Genomic DNA, 17587 nt, shown 5'->3' with positions numbered 1-17587 from the left:
TGTCAGAAGTTATAATTCACGCCAACCACGGTAAACGGGTTCCATGAGTGACCGGTCGATGTCCAAAGCCCGGTTTCTTTCGTAAATTGTGCTTTGAATTCACCGTATAATCGCACTTCACCAAATACCGGATAACTCAGCGTGCCCCCGATAAACTTATACCGACCGTCATAGAAAACTTCGCTGGCATTGCTGGCGTTATCTATTTTGTCCTGGCCAAATCCAACATACAGGGAGGTTAATAATGGATACCAGTTTCGCCAGAGCCCGGCCGTGACTTTCCATTCTTCTTCGACAATATCGCCCCAGCTCTGACGTTCCTGGCGGTTATGGTAATAATAGGGTCGCAAATAGAGTCCGAGATCCGGATTCACGCGGTATTGAATGGCTGGCTCAATTTCGAAAATGTACTGCTCCAGATCGCCATTCCCCGGTTCGTTACCCTGAGGCTGATATTCGCCATACGCGTATCCGGCCAGGCTCCATTTGCTGGACAGTCGCAGGTCCTGCCAGACTTTGAACCGGTTTTTCCAGCGTTTCGTTGCCGTTTCGGAGCCGACCATAACTTCCGTACCGATATTCCCTCGCCAGGTTTCGAAAATATGGCCCACAAAAAATTCATTTATAGTATTGGTGCCTTGATAGTCCTGATTACTGAACTGTCCTTTATAACTGTCTTCTCTGGCATTCCAGAAACCGAAATACCAGTTAGGCAATTCATCGTGCCTTAAAAAAGCCTGAATGGTGGCGAGTTTAAACTTGCCGCTGTTTTTCTTATTATTGCTCCAGCGAACATCGTCAATTTCTATCTGAGACCCGATGTTTCCATGCAGGCCACCCACTTCCATATTACGACCGATACTGTTCCAGTGAACCGGCGGGTCTTCCTGCCTTAAACGCAACAGACTGACGTCTTCGGGGTTATCCCCTTTAGAACGCTTTTTCACTTCCGCTTTTTTATTCTCCGTTTGCGCCGATAACGTCACGGGTTTTGGCGAGGTCGTGAGTTCAGGTTGTTGACCTGCAGCAACCGGAGAAGACGAAGCACGAAGGGACGATTGTTCATTACCGTTATTGGCTGATGATACACTCGTACCGTTGGTGTCTGATTCATCCTGAAAATAGCTTTGATAGTTTCCTGTAACGTCTTCAGCAATGGCAGGAAATGCCGCTAATGTCACCATTAATGCCAGCGTCTGTTTTCCTGGAACAAATATGTTTTTATCTTTCGCGGTAATGCAATTTTGAGGTATTACGCTTTCATCCATTTTGCTCTCTCATTATTCCAGACAATAACATGCCAGCCAGAGACTGGCAGAAATAAAAACTCACCCTGCAAGAAACGGGTCGGAACGGAGAATTATTTATCTAAAGACCAGTATCCCGCATCGTATAATGAGGCCACACCCTGATTTGCAAACAATGAAATATCGCGCTCGCCCGGCTGCGGATAAATACGACTGCTTAAGCAAGCGTCACCATCGTTAACAAAAACTTCCACCGATGAGCGGTCGATAAAAATTCGCAGTGACAGAACGCTGTCCGCTGGTAGCGGAATACTGCGCGTGCCTTCCAGCGAATATTCCGGATAGCGACGCTCCACCACCAGACGCCCGGCCTGATCGTCGACGTAAATTCTCAGCCCGTCGCCCAATGCGATACCAAACTGTTCAGCCGTCGATGCGCTCAAATCCCATGCCAGCTGTACTTCGACCGCGTCGGCATCTGCCGCGACAAGGACGTTCTGATTGTTCAGGCAGCGGACGGGCGTGGGATAATAGCTGCCACGCAGCGCGGTCACTTCGGCAGCCGGTTTCATTCTCACCCGGCCATCGACAAGGCTTAATTCGCGCGGAAGCGAGAGCATTCCGGCCCAGCCATCCTGCTGTTCGGGCATCGGTGATTCCCACATATCCAGCCACCCGATGACAATGCGTCGGCCATCCGGGGTCACGAAACTCTGCGGGGCATAAAAGTCGTGGCCATGGTCCAGCTCAGTAAATTGTCCGCTGTGGGTGAACGGTTGACCTGGCTGCCAGTCCCCAAGTAAATAGCCACTCTGGAACAGGTTGCGATAGTGATACCCTTCCGCCGCCATGCCCTGCGGCGAGAACATCAGGACACGCTTCTCTCCCAGGGTGAAGAAATCCGGGCATTCCCACATAAAGCCCTTGCCTGCATCAGCCTCGGCGAAAATACCCTCGTCATGCCATTCGCGGAGATCGGTGGAACGGTACAGGCGCACCTGGCCGGTATTTTCCACGCGGGAGCCGACAACCATGTACCAGAACTCACCTTCGCGCCACACCTTCGGATCGCGAAAGTGATGCAGTCCGGGCGGTGTATCAATCACCCTGCCGTGCCGTTCAAAATGGATGCCGTCACGACTGGTCGCCAGACACTGCACCTGGTAGAGGTTGTCGTCTGTGTCCGACGGGCCGTGAAATTTATGTCCGGTATAGATCAGCGCCAGCGTATCGCCATCCACCACGGCGGAGCCGGAGAAACAGCCGTCTTTGTCCGCCGGGCCTTCCGGCGCTAGCGCGACGGGCAGATGTTCCCAATGCACCAGATCTTTGCTTCGGGCGTGCCCCCAGTGCATCGGCCCCCATTTCGGGGAATAGGGATGGTGTTGATAAAAGGCGTGATACCAGCCGTCAAACCATACCAGGCCATTAGGATCATTCATCCAGCCTGCGCGAGGGGCGAGGTGATAGCGCGGATACCAGCGCGGATTAATCCCGGATTGTGCTTTTTCAAGCACCTGTTCAGCCTGTTCTAATAAGGATGTCATCGTCTTTACTCTCAGTACATTACACAGCGTTTTGCTGCAGAAAAGATGGCTCAGATGAGGATTTAGTTGAGCGCAAAAGGAAAATGGAAATAAACGTGGTGCTGAACACCATGATGCCCATGATCAGATAGGATTGGGCGAAGCCAAATCTCTCATAGCTAAAGCCTGCCAGCGGGGACAAGACGGTGCCAATGACGGAGCTGGTGCAGGCAAATCCCACCAGATAAATGGTGGAGGAGAGACGTTTGTCGAAATTCAGGCTGTTGTATTTAAATATGGCGACTAACAATATTGGCAGTTCGACCGCGTGAAGCAGTTTGGTAATGGAGATAAGCAAGGGGCCTTCCACCAGCCCGGAAGCAATCATGCGCAGCGCCATCACCATACCTGCGAATATCAGGCCATTTTTAGCGCCAATGCGATTAACCAGCCACGGCGCACAAAACATACCCGCGGCCTCGAGAAAGACCTGGAAAGAGTTTAAATAGCCAAACATCTCGTTCCCTTCTCGTAATGTCGGGAACTGTGACGAGAAATAGACCGGGAATTGCTGATCGTATACGCCGTAAATGCAGGTTCCGACCACGAAGAATATCAGCGCCCAGAAGCGCGGCAGAGTCAGCAGACGCAGGGCGTCTTCCAGAGAAACTTTTTTAGCGCCAATTTCGAGTTTCTCCATGCTTGCCGGCGCGGCCACCTTTAAGCGGGCCAGCAGACAGAAGAAGATTAACCCTGAGCAAGAGGCCACCAGGAAGTTAAGGTCAGGGTTGATATTAAACAGTAACCCGGCAAAAAACGTGGCGACCGCCCAGCCCAGAGACCCCCACATGCGTGCCCGCCCAAACTCAAAGGTACTCTGACGCGCAACGCGCTCGGTATAGGACTCCAGAACGCCGATACCGCCATTAAACGTCAGCCCGATAAATAAGCCCCCGAATACGCTGCCCAGCAGAATATTAACGCTCAGCAGGTAGCTAAAAAGCAGATAAGCCGGGCCAGAGAGGATCAATAACGCGGTGATAAACCATAACAAATGTTTGCGCAGACCGAGTCGGTCCTGGATAAAGCCATAACAGACCTGTGCGAAGAGCGCGGAGACGGATAACACGGAAAAAATAATGCCGGTTTCCGATGCCTTTAGCCCCACTTCCTGGTGAAGCCAGATTGAGAGAAGTGAACTTGATGAGGACCAGGTCACAAAGAAAAAGAACAGCAGAGCGCTGAGCAGCATGTAACTTCGAGTAGGCCGTTTTTTCATCTACGTAATCTCGCATGAAGGATATGCTAAGATGGTAACGTTAACATTTCAGGCATACACTTGGTTTTGATGTGATACTCGATGTTAATCACAAAAGTTAACGTTAACATTAATGTGTTGAGATCATGCTCAAACTTTTGAGTGTGACTTGCGTAACCCTGGGCGTCGGTGCCTAGAATAGGACATTCGCATTGGCTCACAACACCTTACCGGGTCGAATGCATTCAGATAATGGAAAGCTATGGCGTCTTTAAAAGATGTGGCCAAACTGGCCAATGTATCGCTCATGACGGTTTCCCGGGTGCTCAATGACCCGAAACGCGTAAAGCCTGAAACTCTGTCCCGGGTGCAGGAGGCGATCCTGCAGTTAAATTACGTGCCTGATCTCTCAGCCCGGCAGGTGCGTCGTGTCGGCTCCCGCAACAAAACCATCGGCGTGCTGGCGCTGGATACCGTCACCACCCCTTTTTCGGTAGAAATCACGCTGTCTATCGAAGAAACCGCGCGGGCGTATGGCTGGAACAGCTTCGTGGTGAATATGTTTACCGATGATAACCCTGACGATATTGTCGACCTGCTGCTCGCCCACCGGCCCGGGGGGATCATTTTCACCACCATGGGGCTGCGTGAAGTGAGCATCCCGCCCCGGCTACTGGAGCACCCTTGCGTTCTGGCCAACTGCGAGAACACGGGAGAACCGGTTGCCAGCTATATACCTGACGATGAGCAAGGCCAGTATACGGCCGTACAGGCCTTGCTGGCGGCGGGATACAGCCGCCCTCTCTGCCTGCATTTACCTGTCAACCATCTGGCGACGCGTCGCCGCCGTCAGGGGCTTGATCGCGCCTGCCGTGAAGCCGGTATCGATCCTGATACGCTTGAGCACTGCTATATGCAATTCGGCGATGAGCACTACCGGGATATTCCGGAGATGCTGCTGGCGCATATCGTTCAGGGGAAACCGCAATTTGATTCAGTCATCTGTGGTAACGACCGTATTGCCTTCATGGTGTATCAGACGCTGTTAACGCAGGGTATCCGAATCCCACAGGATATTGCCGTTCTTGGCTACGATAATCTTGTCGGCATCGGAAATTTGTTTTTACCCCCGCTATCCACGGTCCAGCTGCCGCATTATGAGATTGGGCGCTTAAGTACCCTGCACATTATCAATGGCGACACCCACCGGGATAAGGTGCTGGTCGAGAGCCCCTGGCTCAGGCGCGAATCCTGTTGAGCAAGGGAGGCCGCATACCGACGACCTTTTGACAGTCACCTGGGGACATTATGCAAAACGAATTTTACTGGATAAACGAACCTGCCGAATGGCATAGCGAGAACAACACGTTATCGGTCGTGACTGACGACCACACCGATTTCTGGCGCTATACATGGTACGGATTCGAGCGTTTCTCGGGCCACATCTACGCGACTGACGCGGCGGGTGATTTCACGTTTCAGACTCAAATCCGCGCTGATTTCAGTACGCTCTATGACCAGGCGGGGATCATGCTGATGTCGGACGAGCAACACTGGCTCAAGGCCGGGATTGAATACAATGATGGCGCGCCGGCCATTGGCAGCGTACTGACGTTAAAGACATCCGACTGGGCAACCGGTATCTTCCCGGGTAACCCCCGGAAGTTCTGGCTTCGCCTGACCCGCAAGGGAGACGCGTTGCGGTTACAGTACTCAGCAGACGGGCTGTCGTGGCCTTTGCTGCGTTTATGCCATTTCCCGTCGGGGCCAGTGAAAGTCGGTGTCATGTGCTGCACGCCTGAACGCAGCGGCTTAGCCGTCGAGTTTAGTGATTTCAGTCTCGCTCCGGCCATGGATAAAGCGCTGCACGATCTCAGCTGATTTACATCGCGCCATCCGGCTCTACGATCCGTTGATGGCGCGGCCTGGGCTTCCACCTGGATCACACTTTTCCCACCCGACCATTCCCTTAAAATAAACAGGTGATATTATTCACCCCGTAAATACCTCTCAACTCAACCCGAGGCTTTGATGCTGGAGAATGTCATCATCCGATAATCAGCTCCCCGACCTTTCAGGCCGGACTGATTATCAATGCGCCGAAATCGAATGCGGACACCGCGGTGTGTTTGCACGTTTTGCACATGATGATTAAACAGGTTTTCCAGTATGAATTTATCCCGTCAGGAACAACGTACCTTACATGTTCTCGCCAAAGGTGGACGTATTGCGCACGTCCGCGATAGCTCAGGCCGCGTCACCGCCGTTGAATGCTACAGCCGCGAAGGGCTGTTGCTCGCCGACTGCACGCTCGCCGTCTTCAAAAAACTCAAAACCAAAAAGCTGATCAAGTCCGTCAACGGTCAGCCCTACCGCATTAACACGACCGGGCTGAACAGCGTTCGTGCCCAGCCAGATAATCGTTAAGGAGAGGATGATGGATATCCCACGTATTTTTACCGTCAGCGAAAGCGAACACCGCATTCATAACCCGTTCACCCCGGAAAAGTACGCCACGCTGGGCCGCGTGTTACGCATGAAGCCAGGCACGCGCATTCTCGATCTCGGCAGCGGCTCGGGGGAGATGCTCTGCACCTGGGCGCGCGATCACGGCATTACCGGCACCGGCATCGACATGAGCCGACTTTTCACCGAACAGGCAACGCGCCGTGCTGATGAACTCGGCGTCAGCGAGCGCGTGCGTTTTATTCATGACGATGCGGCCGGATACGTCGCAGATGAAAAATGTGATGTGGCGGCCTGCGTAGGCGCCACCTGGATTGCCGGCGGCGTCGCCGGAACAATGGCGCTGCTGGCAAAAAGCCTCCGGCCTGGCGGGATGATACTCATCGGTGACCCCTACTGGCGTCAGGTTCCTGCGAGCGATGAGGTAGCCCAGGCCTGCGGCGTCTCATCCATCGCAGACTTTCTCACCCTGCCCGACCTGGTCGCCTCGTTCGACGCACAGGGCTATGACCTGGTGGAAATGGTCCTGGCAGATCAGGAAGGCTGGGACAGATACGAAGCGGCGAAATGGATGACCCTGCGTCGCTGGCTGGCGGAAAACCCTGACGATGACTTTGCACAAGAAGTTCGCGCGGAGCTGACAATTGCGCCCAAACGCCACGTCACCTACACACGAGAGTACTTTGGCTGGGGGGTGTTTGCGTTGATTGCCCGATAGCCTGAAACAGGCGGTATAGCCTTAACGACTATACCGCCTTCACGCATCAGGTATTAAGGTGGCTCAGGATAATATGAACGCGGATTCCGTCACGCTTACCCGCGTTTAATCACCGGGATATCGCCCGTATCATTTAACGCCCCCGGAAATGTTTTTAACCACTGAGCGACTTTTTGTTTATTGATATTCACCACACTCATCCCTTCCAGGCATCCCCATAATTCTCTTGTATGCTGCGGCGTGATCACAATACAGTCTTTCATCACCCGGATTTTAACTGGCATACCGCTGATAAACCCTGCTCGTGTTAGCCAGTCTCCCCCCAGCGGAAGATATTTATTATCTATCCGGGCATAGAGTTCGCAGCAGGCAGAGCTTGCTTCCGGCGTTTCTGCGCGGGGATGAGCAGGCGCTGCACTGGTCTGGTTGCCGTGAAGTCGGCGGGTACTGTTTTTGCGTACCAGCTCGCGGTTTTCAATCATGCCGGTGAAAGCATCTGATTCTGTTTTGCAAACCGTAAACTCTGGCATAAAATTCGGCGCAGCCATTTTCAACTCCTTTTCAGTTGCTTGTGGTTAGCGGTATGGGGGTGTTGCAGCACCTTCATATCGCGTCTCGTTGTAAATAATTCCTGTGAAACTCACTCTGCCGTTCGGCGTTATTTCTGATGCGTATTATACCAGGCTGAATATAAATACAGCGGTTTTGGGTGGGGTAAATTTGGAATTTGCGAGGGGGATTCAGGAAATAGTGTTGTGTGCGCTAAGGCCATGTTTTTGCTCGTTGTGGGTTGATTGGTCTGGGTTTTGCGAGCATCATCGCAATTATTTACCTTCTTCCGTAACGCGATGGCTTCCAGCAAAACACTCGAACAGGCAATTGCCAACATCACCATCTGGCGCAAGGGCGAACAACGTGCGCCGCATAAACCCTTATTGCTTCTGTACGTGCTGGCAAACTATCAGCAGGGGCATGCACGTCTGTTTGACTACGGTACCGAGGTACATGCTCAACTGCTAAGCCTGTTAGAACGCTTTGGTCCAGACAGGAAAGAACATTACCCGAACATGCCCTTCTGGCGGCTCAAAGGGGATGGATTCTGGGATCTTGAGAACAGTGAACTCTGTTCCACCACTGGCAGCAAACAACCTCCGGTAAAAGAGCTTGTTGAACATAAGGTCGCTGGCGGTTTTGATGAAGAATACTATGCGTTGCTCAAAAAAAATAAAAAGCTGATCGGCTCGCTGGCACAGAAGATCCTTGAGGCGCATTTCCCGGAAAGCATCCAGGAAGAGATCGCAGATGAGATGGGTTTTGATATTCAACAGATCCGTAAGGTTCGCGATCCGTTGTTTCGCCAGCAGGTGCTTCGCGCCTATAACTATGAATGTGCAATCTGCGGATTCAACATGCGACATGATAACACCACCGTTGCGCTTGAAGCCGCGCATATCAAATGGAAACAGTTTGGCGGGCCGTGTGAAATCCCGAACGGGCTGGCGCTGTGTGCAATTCATCATAAAGCGTTTGATAAGGGATCGATTGGGCTGGATGAAAGTATGCGGGTTCTGGTGTCTGAGGCGGTAAATGGTAACGGGAATGGGATTGTAGGACGACTGTTCTGGGATTTCGCCGGGAAGCAGATAGCACTGCCGATGGTGAAAGGGAATTATCCAGGGGAAGGGTTTGTGGAATGGCATCGGAGGGAGGTGTATAGGGGGTGAGTGCGAAGGCCGGACTCGAATTTAACACTCAATAGACTGATATCAATGTAATTTATAATCAGGAATAAGTAGTTATACCCGCACTTGTACCCACAAGTTAAAATCCGCACAAAAAATAGGCATTGCGAGTGGGTATAAAGCCATATAAGTAGAACACCGATATAGCTGTCAAAGCAAGGTTTAGGCAGCGGCTAAACAGGATTACCTCATCAGGTACACTGCTGACAAAAACCTCGCCATTGCGTTGTGCATCTTGCCTGCTAGTTTTGGTTTATAACTCTATGAAGTCAGAAAATAATTCGTGATTCCGAAGTTATCTCAGGATGGGTAAGTAATCGCATTCTCAGTAATTCAGTATTAAAGTGACGAAAATGCCATTCAGGATGCATATCTTGAAGACGAATAAGATACCGCTGAAAAGTTTCGCCCTCTTTTAAATCTTTCCTTCCAGCGATTATTGTATTAATACTTTTTATCTTACTTCGGAGCTGATTTTCATGGAGATCTTTTGAACAAAGATCACGATAAATCGCTGCAAGAATGCTGCCTTTGTTGCCCATTTTCCACACAGATATAGCCGTTGCACAGATTAATTGTAATGCGGCCACTATACGCTCATACTCAGTTGTGGGAACTGATGGTACTCCGAAACCCTCATTTTTCTTAGGTCTAATATATTGAATAGCAAGGGGATTAATACAGGGCAAACGTTGTAAACCAGCAAGTTTTAACCATCCTTCTTGCTTGTTGCCCTTCGTTGTAAGCGGCGACCCCTCAGCTGCTGAATCTCCGCAATAAAATATCCCTCTTCGACCTGATGATTTTTCTGTGAAAAGAAACTGATAATAATGAGTAGTTATGGTCTGATTAAGATAGTTAGTTAACTCTTGTCCAGGTAAAAGAGCTAGGTGCATCAATGGAGAAATATCGAAACGTTTTAATGCTTTTCTCCGGTTATCATCACCTTTTGCGATGAGATCCTTAGGCCATACGAGCTCTTTGTCCATAACTGCCTCATAATGAAAACTAGTTTTTTCAATATAATACAGTTTACTATCTATGTGATAGCAGTCCAGGATAGTGTTTAGCAATGATATCATTCATTCTCTCAACCAAATCCAAGCGCTTAAAAGTCAAGTGCGCCGTGCCCTTCTGAAAGTAACGAATACTGAAGAACTCATCTTCGTAAACGTCTTTAGCCGGGTTATCACGGATATGCTCCATCAACCGGGTAGTTATATCGCTACGGTTGTCAGGTATTGATTTACCATCCAGCAAAAATAGCATCCGCTCCAGGTCAGCCAACTGATCCCTCCGCCAGCCCCAGTTCAGACTAAAGCCCCAGCGGTTATACGTCACCAGATTGTTAATGATGATCTTCTTACCAAAGCTGCAGGGACTATTAGTTTTGTAATCCCATGATAGCCCTTTGAAGACGTTAATGATCCCGCGCTCAAAGACCTCAATTCTGTTCTGATGTAACTGCTCAAAAGTACTGAGTATATTCGCCTCGCTAATGGCAGGAAGATCGCCCTCCTCAAGGTTCTTATGCCACAGGTCGCGGGCCTGTGCATCCATCAAAGCCATCATGCCGGATTTCAACATCAAGTCTCGCCAGATGCTGCGGTCTATATTGCGGGTGATCGCAGTTATCGCTTTATCAACATCTTCAGTCAGCCAGCTATCGTAGCGATGCCCTGGCTTCATTGCCCAGTCCTGTGCAGTACCACCGCCGATTTCTGAGGTTAACCGTGAAATGGCATCAAGCTCCTGAATGAGTTGTTCGATCTGTTTCAGTGCGGTATCGCGGCCCGTAACAACACGTTCGATACTGGTCGAAAGGATGAGTTCGTTGTGCTCTGTTAATTCGTCGGGTTCTGTTTGCATCGTAATCGTCCATAAAAGCAAACACGCCTGCCGGGAGTGGCAGGCGCATTATGCGATGAATAAAAAAGGTGGGAAGTGTGGAGGTAAAAATCAGGAACGGAGCTCGACAAATTTAAGTATTGATCAATCCGGTAGCTCGCCTGGCTCTGAGAATATCGGTGGCGGTCAGGAACGGCGTCTGCTCCTGCCAGGTGAATCCCTTTCGGTCAGTACGTACCAGCTCATAGCGTTCCACCAGGAAATTCACCGCATCGGCAAGTGTTATTCCCGCTTCGATATGTTCCTGTATGACCGCGTCGTCATGAAATGGCGTGTCGTTAAGCGTCAGGCCGTAATGATGCTCCAGCAGATACGTTAACAATTGCTGCCATACTTGCACGGGTGACAGGCGTGACGAAACCGGCACCGTGTACGGTACAGATGAAATGTGCATATGTTGAGTCCTGATAAAAGAAGAATAGAGAGGGTGTTACTGGCCTGAATAAATAGTGAGATAAACGTAGCCGCAGCTACCACAGGTATCAGCTATGCAGGTTAAACCCGTAAGATGAATGGACACCTGATGTCGCTGACGTGGATTTAGCTCGCCGGAGCACAGCATTGCTTCCAGCTGATCTATGAATAGCGGGAAAGCCTTATCCAGTTTCTGCAATTGCTCCGGGCTAAAGCTCCCCACCAACCCGGCTCTGTCAGCCAGGTAATGCAGCCGGTTGCCTTCCTGAACCAGTCTTGCGCCAAAGCACGGAGTAATATCGCGTTCAAGACCCCACCAGGGCTCAGAAACATCATGGTCATACGGTGTTTTATTCGACAATTTGGGACTCCTTAAATTATCGTTAGTTGAGCGTGACGCTGCGCAATACGACATATTGGCCGTTGCGGTCCTGACGGCGTTCAGCGAATACAGCCAGCACACTGCTGATATCCTGTACCTCCCGGCAGGCATAGTGGCAGATACTGCCGGACCCTTATATTTGCCGGTACAGAACCGAAACAACCGGGACTGCGGATGCTGGCGGTATATCGCCATCGCCTGACGCTGCTGATAATCTTCATTAACATTTCCTCCCTACAACCAGCCTCTTTCCGAAAATGAGACGATATCCATCCCGCCGATAACCAGGTGGTCCAGCAGACGAATATCGACCAGCTCAAGCGCCTGCTGCAGGCGTTCTGTAATTTTACGGTCGGCCTTGCTGGGTTCTGTCTCCCCGGAGGGATGGCAATGCGCAACAATAACAGCGGCGCAGTTATGCTTCAGACCGGCCTTAACCAGTTCGCGGGGATGGACCTGCGTATGGTTGATGGTGCCGGTAAAGAGCGTTTCGTGGGCTATCAGGCGATGCTGGTTATCGAGGAAGAGTGCGGTAAATTCTTCACGCTCCAGTGACGCGAGCTGCAGGCGCAGCCAGTCACGGACGGCATGGCTGGAGCTAAATGACGTACCGGGCTCGCGTAGCTGACATTCCAGCAGGGTTAAGGCTTCCCTGACCGCCTGCTGGTCTGAGGGGGCTAATTCACGGGCAAATAGCGGTAACTGTTGTTCCATAGCGGCTGTCCTCAGTCGATGATGTGCATGATGGCGTTGCATTCCGCGTGGTTAAGCGCGTAGTCCCGCAGGCGATAGTAGTGCTCCGTCATGGCGTCGCATTCGGTGCGCATAGCGTGATGGCTGTAAGTCATCAGACAGACGGCAATTCCTGCAGCTTCGGCACTGAGTTCGCCGCCGTTGCCGTTCATGGTGTTAAATAGCGACCACTTCTCATCGGTATTTCCATTTGTTTCCGGGGCCATAAACGCACCGCCGTTACTCAGTGTGTAAAAATTCCAGATCCCCCCGCTGTAGTCTGCGCAGAAGCGGTCCATCCAGGCGAAGATAAGCGGCTCCAGGGTTATCCACTGCGGGATACTGCCGAAGTGCTGCGGCCAGAAGCTGATCCGCTGCTCGTCCTGTACGAGGGTGGCGGTCAGCGCTGGCGAAGAACTGGCAGGTTGTGGCGGTAACGGGAGGGTATCGTTAAGGTTAATAATGTCGTTCATGCTGGTTTTTCCTTGTTTATTTATCGGGTTAGGGATGCTGGTTAAGCCGGAGTGACGGGCAGGACTGCGCATAGCCATCCTCATCACAGCGTGACGGCCAGTGCCCCTCCGGGAGGCTTAAGCGGCACAGGCTGAGTTCACCGGGTCGGTAAAGAAGGTGCGAGCACCAGGCGCACAGGTCGTCATCGGAGATGGAGCGGCTGCAGGGATTGTTTTCCAGAGCGGTCGGATAAAGGGGGGTATGGTGGGCGTTATCAGACAGTGGTGGCATCAGCTCAACGCCTGCTGCAGTTCTTCTGCCATTACCCAGAGCGCCCGGTTGAGCTTAACGTCGCCGTCTATGCCTCTGACCGCGCGGGTATGGCTGCGTTTACCTTTGGCGGTACGTCCTGGCAGACCTCCTTTCAGCAGGTTCTCCTGGCAACGATTGAAAACTGACCACAGGTCGTCCTGACGGTCTTCATAGCGTCGGGGCGTCAGTATCTGTGCTTCCGTCACCGGCTGATGCTCTTCACCAAAGCGGTAGTTCAGGGCGGCTTTTGCAAAAGCCTGCTGTGCCGGTGGCGGGAGTAACAGCGACTGCATCGCATCCCGATTTTCTTCAACCCGGTCAAATATCCCCAGGACTTCATAAGCGCCTTTAATGACTTTCTCCACCACGTTACCCCGGTGCGGAACCCGGATTTCGCCAAACGACTGTCCGCAGACGAGCGAATTCGTGCAGACGCTTCTGAATATTCCAGGCAATAGCTGAAAGCTGGATTCGCCACCGTGCGAATTGAGGATGATGATTTCAAGCACCTGCTGGCCGTTAATCTGACCGGCGCGACGCAGGCGGAGCATATGCTTTGTGTGCTCCCGACGGTCCGGATCCCGAACGCGTGACTGACAGGCAAAGAAGGGCTGGAACCCTTCACGCTGAAGGTTTTCAAGCAGGGTGATGGTGGGAATAAACGTGTACTTTTCACTCCTGGAAGCATGTTTGTTCTCTCCGAAGACGCTGGGAACATGCTGCATGAGCTCTTCACGTGTTAAGGGGCGGTCGCGGCGTATCTGGTTTATCCGCCCGAAGCGGCTTGCTAAGCGCATGGTGAGTACCTCTGTAGTTAATGAAACGGCATAAACAAAAAAACCATGTACCCCGAAGGGAACATGGCCGGTTGGTGTGGTCGGGGCCTGAGGTGAGTCAGGGTTGGGATATTCCGTGGCTGGCGATGTAGCGGTTAAGCCATTCTCCGGTGCTGGCTTCAAAACTCCACGCCCGCCAGATCAACTACCCCTCGCTATCCCGAATCACCAGCCGAAAATGCGTGCCCTGGTCGTCTTCGATAGCAACATTGAGGTAAACCGCCACCACAGCCTCCACCTGTTCACGGGTGAACGAACCGGGAGGTAACGGTGAGTCGTCAATGTTTTGCATGGTGAGTTCCTTAGCAGGCACAAAAACAAACGCCCTGTTCATTCGAGCGGGGCGTTTGCGGGTTTAATGAGAGTATCAGGAGTAGTACGTGTATCAGTGATTTTCGATAGCCACGGTTTTCGCCTTACCATTGATATAGCGGATATTCAGCGTTGTGACGCCAGCTTTTACGGAGGGTTTCAGGTCTGCAATTTCATCGCATCCCACTCCGGTGATTTCCCGGATTTCAGGGGTTTCACGGGTTTTGCTGACGACATACCAGTTACCGGCAGGGCAGGCAATACCGCCGTCCTGCTTCAGCAGGGTGAGGAACGGTGAATCAATAAGCTGAGTATATAATCCGGCCTCGTCAGCACCGTTAATCAGCGTATCTTTCCCTTTACCGCCGCAGTTACGGCAAAAGAGCCTGTCGTCCTGTGAACGCAGAATCTGAGCTGTATAAGCCGGTGCTTCATTATCCAGCGAGAAGGTATTACGCTCTCCGTTCTTCCAGATAACGCTGAGCAGCGTGACACCATTTTTCTCTGTTACCGATACACTTCTGGCGCTGCTCAGGTTTGAGCGGTCATTATCGAACTGAATGCTGCTGATGGCAGGCGTTGCCGCGAGTTTATCAATGTAGAAAAAATCAGGCGTCTGATTCGCCGCAGCTCCCGGGGCACTGTCAGACATCAGAATGGCATAGCGGCTCGTATCCTGGATTTTGCTGTAGCTGGCGGTCTTTACTTTATATCCCTGGGGGTAATCCGCCAGAAAATAACTGTCCTTTTTCTCCGGCCCGCAAAGGTGGCAGACCATATGCCCTTCGCTATCGGTTGTCAGACGGGGAAGATTGTCAGCCGGAGCGGCGGCAGCCGGTTGGGTAAACATCAGGTACAGGAACGCTATCACCAGTCCGGTGACGCGGATGATTTTTTGGTTGTTAATCATAAAGTTGTCCGTAAATTTTTATAAAGAATAGCGTTGTCTGGCGGAAAAAGAACCTTCTCATTCCGCCATGCATTCAGCAGCAGCCTGACCGGTGTAAGCAATAAAATCAGGCGAGGTAAAAATCCGGGGGGTATTCCCCCAGTCCTGACCGTAACGCTGAACGAGTTTCTCCCAGGCACAGTCACACAGGGCGGTATCACCCTGTGCGGTGCATTCGCGCATAAAGGCACGTTTTCCCCCGGGCTCATCACACGCGGTTAACAGCAGGAGGGAGGCAAGAAAAAGCCCTTTTTGTTTCATCATCACGATTTACGCATAAACAAACCGAGGATGAGCAGGAACACGATGATGGTTATCCAGATGAGCCCGCCGATAATGCTGCCGAGTGAAGGGAACCAGACTGCGGGCCATACTAGCCCCTGTCCGATGGCATAAGCCAGGCCACGCCATCCCTGAGTCCCCCATACAGCCTGATAAATGGCCGTGATAAGAGCCAGCACACAATAGATACTGATAATAAAACGTCTCATTCATGACTCCATTTGAACAATAAATAGTGCTGGTGGCGGGAGATGAAACGGCTGTTGATAAGGGGGGGTGATTTAGTCACTGACGGTGAAGGTGCCCTGGTCGGTGAATATCCGGGCCTCCAGGAAATTACACGAGATACCGGACTGCCAGAGTGGATTTCCGAAACGCCAGGTCAGACTCTCGGCAAACTGCATTTTGCGGGGGGTAAACGTACCTTTATTGGGCCACCATCCTTCCGGGGTGGTCTTCCCGTTATACGTTGTTTTTCCCTGTTTCAGTTGCGGGCAACGCCCCCGGTTAACATCAATTTTGTCTATCTGAATGTTGTCTGTTCTGGCGGTCACGGTGACGTAAACGCAGTCATGGCATTCGTAGCCACTTTTCTCGATATTGACTTTTATAGCGTCCTCATCAGCCGCCTGAGCGGGCATCGCGGCCAGTACAGCAAGGGTGGCGATCGCGATAAGAACAGTTTTCATGACACTTTCTCCGTATGTGGCAAATCCTGCGATGTATCGCATTGATTTTTAATAAATAACATAACCCTATGATTCCCGGTTGATTATGTAATCACGGGATTCATCATGTACAACGATGAATTTCGATCGGGCCGATCGACAAAATCGATCGTCATTGAGCACAAAAACTTATCGATACACGTCTTCAGGTTTATCAAAAATGAAGAGGTTAACCGAAGAAAAATCCCCAGAGGGAGCCTGCTGCACGGGCGACGGTATGGGTCACCGCATGCAGTGCTGTGCGGGCTACCTGCGGCAGTGGTGCGAGGTCAATGATGTTATCAATCACCTCTACCACGGCATCGCCAAAGCTGCTGCTGGCGGTATTGATAACGGTATCAGTGCGATACCGGTTCTGCAGATGAGGCACAAATGGACTGCGGGCCTGCTTTGGGAGGCGGGTAATCATGGCCTCCACCAGGCGCGACAGCCGGTAACGCCCCCGGACAGAGACTGGCAGAATATCTATTTCTGCTATCCGCAATTGACGTGCCACAGCCTGCTGTTTCTGCGCAATACGCTCCGCCTGTAACGCCGAGGGCTGAGCCGACCACCAGCGCCACTGCTCGGCGGGTTCGGTTTTATCCACCTGGTTGAGTACCCACAGCACTGGCGGCAGCGGTCCACTGAACTGCGCGAAGACGTCCCGATAAAACTGCTCTTCCACCGCAAATGCGCGGTCATCGGCCTTGAGCACCCACAACACCATATCGAGCTTTGGCATGAGGTCACGATACAGCTCACGGTATTCACCGTCGCGGGAAACAGACTCGCCCACGCCGGGCAAGTCGACCAGCGTCAGATAATGGCTGCCGAAGCGCAGCCGGACCCGTTGTGGCTGACGCGTGCAGGCTTCCACCGCATTCACGGCGCAGACTTCACTACGAAACAGCGCGTTACACAGCGAGGACTTACCGACGCCGGTTTTACCCATAATGCCAATCACTGGTTCGTACGTGACGAGCTGATTGAGTTCTTTTAGCAAATGTTGTCGTAGTGAGCGTGGATAGCGCCGCAGGTGACGGCGGATAAGGGCGTAGCCCGAGAGATGTTTCATGCTGGCCTCTGAATGAAAAAGGCCATCCGGTGAGGATGGCCTGTTGAAGAGAAAGGTAAAGGTATTCAGTAAGATGATATATAACTGACTTAATTTTAGATCTCAGCTCTGACGATCGGTTTAAGCGAATACTAAATGAAGGCTAGTGAATTAGTTATGTGGGTCTGCTTCGTGCCAAAAGCGGACGTTGCTTTTTCTTCGGTATATCAATCATAGGGGAAATTAATTGGTACTATTAGTTGTTAATCGACATTGCTATGTTTAG

22 protein-coding genes and 2 pseudogenes are annotated in these 17587 nt (G+C 51.6%); 5 read left to right on the top strand and 19 right to left on the bottom strand.

Going from position 1 to position 17587, the window contains the following annotated elements:
• Positions 1 to 2 precede the first annotated feature (2 nt).
• The 3 genes from HV242_RS02595 to HV242_RS02585 form a co-directional block, all read right to left on the bottom strand.
• Positions 3 to 1268, bottom strand: a complete 1266-nt coding sequence (locus HV242_RS02595; RefSeq protein WP_050737549.1) for an OmpG porin family protein — start codon at positions 1266 to 1268, stop codon at positions 3 to 5.
• A 92-nt stretch (positions 1269 to 1360) separates the two neighbouring features.
• Entirely contained in the window at positions 1361 to 2794 is a 1434-nt protein-coding gene (locus HV242_RS02590; protein WP_050737550.1) for a glycoside hydrolase family 32 protein, read from the bottom strand.
• Between the two features lie 19 nt (positions 2795 to 2813).
• On the bottom strand, positions 2814 to 4052 hold the full coding sequence (locus tag HV242_RS02585) for an MFS transporter (protein WP_014168436.1): 1239 nt from the start codon (positions 4050 to 4052) through the stop codon (positions 2814 to 2816).
• 241 nt (positions 4053 to 4293) lie between these two features.
• Between HV242_RS02585 and HV242_RS02580 the strand changes: the two genes are divergently transcribed.
• The 4 genes from HV242_RS02580 to HV242_RS02565 all read left to right on the top strand — a co-directional run bounded on the left by HV242_RS02580 (position 4294) and on the right by HV242_RS02565 (position 7215).
• A complete protein-coding gene (locus tag HV242_RS02580; RefSeq protein ID WP_044859407.1) occupies positions 4294 to 5289 on the top strand; it encodes a LacI family DNA-binding transcriptional regulator in 996 nt (331 codons plus the stop codon).
• Between the two features lie 50 nt (positions 5290 to 5339).
• Positions 5340 to 5912 carry a DUF1349 domain-containing protein gene (locus HV242_RS02575; RefSeq protein ID WP_050737551.1) on the top strand — a complete coding sequence of 191 codons (573 nt, stop codon included), beginning with the start codon at positions 5340 to 5342 and terminating at the stop codon, positions 5910 to 5912.
• Positions 5913 to 6200: 288 nt separating this feature from the next.
• The gene (locus tag HV242_RS02570; RefSeq protein WP_014168433.1) at positions 6201 to 6458 is read left to right on the top strand and encodes a YjhX family toxin; all 258 of its coding nucleotides are present in this window, start codon (positions 6201 to 6203) and stop codon (positions 6456 to 6458) included.
• 10 nt (positions 6459 to 6468) lie between these two features.
• A complete protein-coding gene (locus HV242_RS02565; protein ID WP_050737552.1) occupies positions 6469 to 7215 on the top strand; it encodes an SAM-dependent methyltransferase in 747 nt (248 codons plus the stop codon).
• 95 nt (positions 7216 to 7310) lie between these two features.
• On the opposite strand, the gene HV242_RS02560 is transcribed toward HV242_RS02565, so the two are convergent.
• On the bottom strand, positions 7311 to 7763 hold the full coding sequence (locus HV242_RS02560; RefSeq protein WP_072126500.1) for a SymE family type I addiction module toxin: 453 nt from the start codon (positions 7761 to 7763) through the stop codon (positions 7311 to 7313).
• A gap of 300 nt (positions 7764 to 8063) precedes the next feature.
• On the opposite strand from HV242_RS02560, the gene HV242_RS02555 reads away from it, so the two are divergent.
• Positions 8064 to 8939, top strand: a complete 876-nt coding sequence (locus HV242_RS02555) for a phosphorothioated DNA-binding restriction endonuclease (RefSeq protein WP_050737553.1) — start codon at positions 8064 to 8066, stop codon at positions 8937 to 8939.
• Between the two features lie 287 nt (positions 8940 to 9226).
• Here HV242_RS02555 and HV242_RS02550 read toward each other — a convergent pair whose 3' ends face one another.
• The 15 genes and pseudogenes from HV242_RS02550 to HV242_RS02480 all read right to left on the bottom strand — a co-directional run bounded on the left by HV242_RS02550 (position 9227) and on the right by HV242_RS02480 (position 17322).
• The gene (locus tag HV242_RS02550) at positions 9227 to 9946 is read right to left on the bottom strand and encodes a hypothetical protein (RefSeq protein WP_181616904.1); all 720 of its coding nucleotides are present in this window, start codon (positions 9944 to 9946) and stop codon (positions 9227 to 9229) included.
• A gap of 46 nt (positions 9947 to 9992) precedes the next feature.
• Complete coding sequence (locus tag HV242_RS02545) at positions 9993 to 10826, bottom strand: DUF4942 domain-containing protein (RefSeq protein ID WP_181616903.1); 834 nt, start codon at positions 10824 to 10826, stop codon at positions 9993 to 9995.
• 112 nt (positions 10827 to 10938) lie between these two features.
• Positions 10939 to 11259 carry a TA system toxin CbtA family protein gene (locus HV242_RS02540; protein ID WP_181616902.1) on the bottom strand — a complete coding sequence of 107 codons (321 nt, stop codon included), beginning with the start codon at positions 11257 to 11259 and terminating at the stop codon, positions 10939 to 10941.
• 36 nt (positions 11260 to 11295) lie between these two features.
• Positions 11296 to 11640: a type IV toxin-antitoxin system YeeU family antitoxin gene (locus tag HV242_RS02535; protein WP_249417853.1), complete on the bottom strand. Its 345-nt coding sequence runs from the start codon at positions 11638 to 11640 to the stop codon at positions 11296 to 11298.
• A 22-nt stretch (positions 11641 to 11662) separates the two neighbouring features.
• Positions 11663 to 11882, bottom strand: a pseudogene (locus HV242_RS02530) (DUF987 family protein).
• Positions 11883 to 11895: 13 nt separating this feature from the next.
• Positions 11896 to 12375: a RadC family protein gene (radC, locus tag HV242_RS02525; protein ID WP_181616900.1), complete on the bottom strand. Its 480-nt coding sequence runs from the start codon at positions 12373 to 12375 to the stop codon at positions 11896 to 11898.
• 11 nt (positions 12376 to 12386) lie between these two features.
• Positions 12387 to 12866 (bottom strand): antirestriction protein, encoded by a 480-nt coding sequence (locus tag HV242_RS02520; RefSeq protein WP_181616899.1) that lies wholly within the window; start codon positions 12864 to 12866, stop codon positions 12387 to 12389.
• Between the two features lie 28 nt (positions 12867 to 12894).
• Positions 12895 to 13137: a hypothetical protein gene (locus HV242_RS02515; RefSeq protein ID WP_181616898.1), complete on the bottom strand. Its 243-nt coding sequence runs from the start codon at positions 13135 to 13137 to the stop codon at positions 12895 to 12897.
• A complete protein-coding gene (locus HV242_RS02510; RefSeq protein WP_181616897.1) occupies positions 13137 to 13955 on the bottom strand; it encodes a DUF932 domain-containing protein in 819 nt (272 codons plus the stop codon). Before HV242_RS02510 ends, HV242_RS02515 begins: the two co-directional genes overlap by 1 nt.
• Positions 13956 to 14052: 97 nt before the next feature.
• Positions 14053 to 14286: pseudogene (locus HV242_RS02505) on the bottom strand (DUF905 domain-containing protein).
• Positions 14287 to 14379: 93 nt separating this feature from the next.
• The gene (locus HV242_RS02500; protein ID WP_181616896.1) at positions 14380 to 15216 is read right to left on the bottom strand and encodes a hypothetical protein; all 837 of its coding nucleotides are present in this window, start codon (positions 15214 to 15216) and stop codon (positions 14380 to 14382) included.
• A 57-nt stretch (positions 15217 to 15273) separates the two neighbouring features.
• Positions 15274 to 15519 carry a hypothetical protein gene (locus HV242_RS02495; RefSeq protein ID WP_181616895.1) on the bottom strand — a complete coding sequence of 82 codons (246 nt, stop codon included), beginning with the start codon at positions 15517 to 15519 and terminating at the stop codon, positions 15274 to 15276.
• A complete protein-coding gene (locus HV242_RS02490; RefSeq protein ID WP_181616894.1) occupies positions 15519 to 15746 on the bottom strand; it encodes a hypothetical protein in 228 nt (75 codons plus the stop codon). The genes HV242_RS02495 and HV242_RS02490 overlap by 1 nt, the downstream gene beginning before the upstream one ends.
• 72 nt (positions 15747 to 15818) lie before the next feature.
• Positions 15819 to 16226 carry a hypothetical protein gene (locus tag HV242_RS02485; RefSeq protein ID WP_181616893.1) on the bottom strand — a complete coding sequence of 136 codons (408 nt, stop codon included), beginning with the start codon at positions 16224 to 16226 and terminating at the stop codon, positions 15819 to 15821.
• 208 nt (positions 16227 to 16434) lie between these two features.
• Positions 16435 to 17322, bottom strand: a complete 888-nt coding sequence (locus HV242_RS02480) for a GTPase family protein (RefSeq protein WP_181616892.1) — start codon at positions 17320 to 17322, stop codon at positions 16435 to 16437.
• Between the last annotated feature and the right edge of the window lie 265 nt (positions 17323 to 17587).

The organism is Enterobacter sp. RHBSTW-00593, assembly GCF_013784105.1.
GTDB lineage: Bacteria > Pseudomonadota > Gammaproteobacteria > Enterobacterales > Enterobacteriaceae > Enterobacter > Enterobacter ludwigii.
This window is presented reverse-complemented; position numbering and strand designations above follow the sequence as displayed.